6 protein-coding genes are annotated in these 5,083 nt (G+C 60.5%); all 6 read left to right on the top strand.

Features of this window, described 5'->3' with window-relative positions; genetic code table 11:
• Window positions 1-747, top strand: a 747-nt coding sequence (locus AC1DSG_RS27425) for an AMP-binding protein (RefSeq protein WP_477793680.1), incomplete at its 5' end; no start/stop codon positions are given.
• Complete coding sequence (locus tag AC1DSG_RS27420; protein ID WP_477793679.1) at window positions 744-1,418, top strand: TenA family transcriptional regulator; 675 nt, start codon at window positions 744-746, stop codon at window positions 1,416-1,418. The genes AC1DSG_RS27425 and AC1DSG_RS27420, both read left to right, overlap by 4 nt.
• Entirely contained in the window at window positions 1,405-2,214 is an 810-nt protein-coding gene (locus tag AC1DSG_RS27415; protein WP_477793678.1) for an SDR family oxidoreductase, read from the top strand. Before AC1DSG_RS27420 ends, AC1DSG_RS27415 begins: the two co-directional genes overlap by 14 nt.
• Complete coding sequence (locus AC1DSG_RS27410; protein ID WP_477793677.1) at window positions 2,211-2,855, top strand: tetratricopeptide repeat protein; 645 nt, start codon at window positions 2,211-2,213, stop codon at window positions 2,853-2,855. The genes AC1DSG_RS27415 and AC1DSG_RS27410 overlap by 4 nt, the downstream gene beginning before the upstream one ends.
• Before the next feature lie 11 nt (window positions 2,856-2,866).
• Window positions 2,867-3,529: a response regulator gene (locus AC1DSG_RS27405; protein WP_477793676.1), complete on the top strand. Its 663-nt coding sequence runs from the start codon at window positions 2,867-2,869 to the stop codon at window positions 3,527-3,529.
• Window positions 3,526-4,935: an ATP-binding protein gene (locus AC1DSG_RS27400; protein ID WP_477793675.1), complete on the top strand. Its 1,410-nt coding sequence runs from the start codon at window positions 3,526-3,528 to the stop codon at window positions 4,933-4,935. Before AC1DSG_RS27405 ends, AC1DSG_RS27400 begins: the two co-directional genes overlap by 4 nt.
• Window positions 4,936-5,083 lie beyond the last annotated feature (148 nt).

The raw sequence follows: 5,083 nt of genomic DNA, 5'->3' as shown, positions 1-5,083 counted from the left end.
CTGTTACTGATGCTGGTCAACGCCGCCGAACAGAAAGCTTTCAACCCCGGCACCCTGCGTTTTGCCGCGGTGGGTGGCGCGCGGGTTTCCGAGGAATTGCTGGACCGCGCGCGACGTATCGGACTGCCGGTTTACGAAGGCTACGGACTGTCGGAGTGCGCCTCAGTGGTATGCCTCAATCGGCCCGGAGCGCACCGTCCCGGCAGTGTTGGCAGACCCCTGCCCCACGTAGAGGTTTGCCTGGCAGAGGACGGCGAAGTGCTGATCAAGGGCTCGACCCTGCTTGGCTATCTGGGCGAGGCGCCGCCCGCAAATGGGTGGTGGCCGACCGGCGATCTCGGCGAGTTCGACCCCGAAGGTTTTCTCTACCTCAATGGCCGCAAGAAGCATCAATTCGTCACCAGTTTCGGACGCAACGTGAACCCGGAGTGGGTCGAGGCCGAATTGACCCAGCGCCGCCACATCGCCCAGGCCTTCGTCTACGGCGAAGCCATACCGCGCAACCATGCACTGCTCTGGCCCCATCGCCCGGAGTGCACCGACGATGAACTGGCCGCCGTCGTGAACCAAGCCAACGAGGCCTTGCCCGATTACGCCCAGGTCCATCACTGGACCCGACTGGATCACCCCTTCACCCCCGCCAATGGCCTGCTCACCGCCAATGGCCGATTGCGCCGTGACGCCATCGTCGAGCGTTACCAGACGCAACTGTCTGAATCTGCATTTCCCGAGGAATCCGCATCATGAGTTTTTTCGACCGGCTGCAAGAAGCCACGCAACAAGAACGCCATGCGTTGTTCAATCTACCGATCATTCTCGATGCCCTTGAGGGCAAGGTCAGCCTGGAAAGTTATCGGGCTTTCCTCGCGCAAGCCTATTACCACGTGCGCCATACCGTGCCCTTGATAATGGCCTGCGGTGCGCGTCTGCCGATGCGCCTGGAATGGCTGCGCGGAGCGGTCTGCGAATACATCGAGGATGAATACGGTCATGAACAATGGGTACTCAATGACATCGAAGCCTGCGGTGGCGACAAGGACGCGGTGCGCAACGGTCGTCCGTGCATGCCGATTGAATTGATGGTCAGCTTTCTCTACGACCTGATTGCCCGAGACAACCCGGTCGGCCTGTTCGGGATGGTCAACGTGCTGGAAGGCACCAGCATCGCCCTGGCCACCCACGCGGCCGGCAGCATTCGCGAGCGGCTGGACTTGCCGGAAAGGGCCTTCAGCTACCTCAGCTCGCACGGTTCTCTGGACATCGAACACATGCAGACCTATCGCCGGCTGATGAATGCACTCGACGATCCGGCTGACCAGGCGGCCGTGATTCACGCATCTAAAGTGGTGTACACGCTCTACACCGACATGTTCTGTGGCTTGCCGCGCGATGGGGAGAGACTGTATGCAACTGCATGACGCTCGCGTGGTACTCACCGGTGCCAGTGGAGGTATCGGCCTGGCAATTGCAACCGCCCTGTGCGCCAGTGGTGCCAAGGTACTGGCAGTGTCGCGGCAAAAAGAACCGTTGGCGTCCTTGTTGGCGCGCTATCCGCAACACCTGTGCTGGATCGGCGCGGAGCTGACCGATCTCGCCGACAGGCGTCGGGTTCTCAGCGCAGCCGAAAGCATTGGTGGAATCAACCTGCTGATCAATGCCGCCGGGGTCAACCAATTCGCCATGCTCGAACAGTTGGAGGACAGCGACATCGACGCCATGCTGGCGGTGAACATCAGCGCGCCGATATGTTTGACCAAACTGTTGCTGCCGCTGCTCAAGCAAGCCGAGAGTGCGATGGTGGTGAACGTCGGCTCAACCTACGGCTCCATTGGCTACCCCGGTTACGCCAGCTACTGCGCCACCAAGTTTGCCTTGCGCGGGTTTTCCGAGGCCCTGCGCCGGGAACTGGCGGACACCCGTGTCAGTGTGCTCTATGTCGCCCCGCGCGCCACGCGCACTCGTATGAACAGCCCGGCGGCGCAGGCGTTGAACGATGCACTCAAGGCAAACGTCGATGATCCGCAAACGGTCGCCGCCGCAGTGATGCATGCGATAGCGAGTGATCACCGTGACCTGTACCTGGGCTGGCCGGAGCGTTTTTTCGTGCGCCTGAACAGCCTGCTGCCCAATCTGGTGGACCGAGGCTTGCGCAAGCAATTGCCGCTGATCCGTCGCCTGAGCGAAAAGCCCGACAACGAGCATTTAAAACCATGAAAGAAATCATCGCATGCCTGCTGCTGGGGGCCTTGAGCCAAAGTGTCTGGGCGCTGGACCCCGCCGACCAGCAACGCCTCAAGGGCATTCAGCAAAGCTGGGCGCACATTCAATACGAAGTACCCGAAGCGCAACGTACCGCAGCGTTTGAAAAACTGGCGGCCCAGACTTCCGCGTTCGCCCAGGAACGCCCATCGGTGGCAGAAGCCTGGATCTGGTCCGGCATCGTCACCAGCAGTTGGGCCGGTGCTCAAGGTGGCCTCGGTGCGCTGAGCAAGGTCAAGGTGGCGAAAGCCGATCTGGAGAAAGCCCTGACCCTGGACCCGAAAGCCCTGCAAGGCTCGGCCTACACGAGCCTGGGCGCGCTCTATGACCGCGTACCGGGCTGGCCCATCGGTTTCGGTGACTCGGACAAGGCTGAACAGCTACTCAAACAGGCCTTGCAACTCAACCCGGACGGCATCGATAGTCTGTACTTCTGGGGTGATCACCTCTACCGTCAAAAGCGTTACAGCGAAGCCAGACTTGCGCTGCAAAAAGCCCTGCAAGCCCCCCCAAGGCCCGGCCGGGAATCCGCTGATGCGGGGCGGCGCAAAGAGATCGAAGCATTGCTGGTGGACGTGAACAAGAAACTCGCCTGACAGGAGTTCGTGTGCGCTTATTACTGATCGAGGACGACGTTGCTCTCGGCGAGGGCATCCATCAAGCCTTGGGCCGCGAAGGTTACACCGTCGATTGGGTGCAGGATGGCGCCAGCGCCTTGCACTCGCTGCTGAGCGAAACGTTTGATCTGGCAGTGCTCGACCTCGGCCTGCCGCGCATGGACGGCCTTGAAGTACTGCGTCGCTTGCGTGACAGCGGTTCCAACCTGCCGGTGCTGATCCTCACCGCGCGGGACGCGACCGAAGATCGCATTGCCGGGCTGGATGTCGGGGCTGACGATTACCTGATCAAGCCCTTTGACCTGGCCGAACTCAAGGCTCGCCTGCGAGCCTTGCTGCGGCGAAGTGTCGGGCGCGCTCAAATGCTGATCGAACACGCCGGGATCAGCCTGAACCCCGGTACCCAGCAAGTCAGCTATCACGGCGAGCCGGTAGCACTGACACCCAAGGAATATCAGTTGCTCCACGAACTGCTCTCGCCGCCTGGCCGGGTCATGACCCGCGATCATCTGATGCAGTTGCTCTATGGCTGGAACGAAGAAGCCGAAAGCAACACCCTGGAAGTTCACATCCACCACTTGCGCAAAAAATTCTCCACCGACCTGATCCGTACCATTCGCGGTGTCGGTTATCTGGTGGAGGAGCGTCGATGACGTCGATCCGGCGCCGCAGCCTCACGCTCATCATTAGCCTGATGCTGGTCGGCGTAGCCGTGATCAGCCTGTTCAATCTGCACGACAGCAATCACGAAATTGCCGAAGTCTATGATGCCCAACTGGCTCGAAACGCCCGGCTGTTGCAAGGTGTGATGCGCATGCCCATGGCCAGTAAGGATCACGCCGAGCTGTATCAGGCGTTCAACAAAGCCTTGGGTGAAGCAGCGCCCAGGGGCGACGGCCATCCTTATGAAACCAAACTGGCTTTCCAGGTGTGGAATGACCACGGTAAAGTGTTGGTACACACGGCCAGCGCGCCCTCCTTCAATACACCGCCATCAACACCCGGTTTCAGTGATGTGGTCGACCTGACCAACCGCCACTGGCGCGCGTTCATGCTCGAAGACAAACAAAATGATCTGAAAATCTGGGTGGGCGAACGAGACGATGTGCGTTCGGATCTGGTGGATCGGATCGTGCGCCATACCTTGTGGCCCAATGTACTGGGCAGTTTGATTTTGGCGGCATTGATCTGGGTCGCTATCGGCTGGGGCCTCAAACCACTGGAAAACATGGCGGCGACCTTGCGGGCGCGGCACAGCGGCTCGCTGGAACCGTTGCAACTGACCCCGCTGCCCAGTGAATTGGAGCCCATGCAAGCGGCGCTCAATCGCATGCTGGCGCAGATTCAAGAAGTACTGGGCCGCGAACGCCGCTTCATCGCGGATGCCGCCCACGAAATGCGCACGCCTTTGGCGGTGCTGCGCGTACATGCACAAAACCTGCTGGAGGCCGGCACCGAAGAAGAGCGCCGTGACTCTCTGGAGTTTCTGATCGCCGGCGTCGACCGCACCAGCCGACTGGTCAATCAATTGCTGACCATGGCCCGCCTGGAACCCAAAGCCATGGCGCCGGTGTTAAGCAGCATCGATCTGGCGGAAATAGTGCGCGACAGCCTGGCACAGCTCACGCCCTGGATACTGAACAAAAATCTTGAACTGGCCTTCGACGTCCAGGACCGCCCCTTTAAAGTCGTCGCCGACGCTGCCGCCATCGACATTGCGCTGAATAACCTGATCAGTAACGCGGCAAACTTTTCACCCGAACAAGGCGTGATCACCGTGCAGCTGGGTCAGGCGGACGGCTACTATTGGCTGAGCGTCGAGGACCAGGGCCCAGGCATCGACGAAGCGGATCGCGAGCGGTTGTTCGAAAGGTTTTACAGTCGCGGGAATGTTCAGGGCGCGGGACTCGGGCTGACCATCGTCAACACCATCGCCACTCGGCTAGGCGGACGCATCACGCTGGTCAACCGACCGGAAGGCGGGTTGCGTGCGACGCTGGCTATTCCCGACAGCGCCACCTTGGCGCACATCACAGACGAACTGCCGCCCAGCGCTTGAGTCACGCTTTGATGCCGGCATCCGCCTTGAAAGTCCGCACCGATCAGCAGGGCCTGAACGTTGTCAGCGGGGCCATGTCAGGCGATGCCACCCATGCTGCAGGTGACGTCAACACATTTTCCGGCATAGTCCAGCTTCTGCCATTACT

Source organism: Pseudomonas sp. P5_A12 (assembly GCF_056400685.1).
The sequence above is the reverse complement of the archived record's forward strand: the minus strand, read 5'-3'. Positions and strand labels throughout refer to the sequence as shown.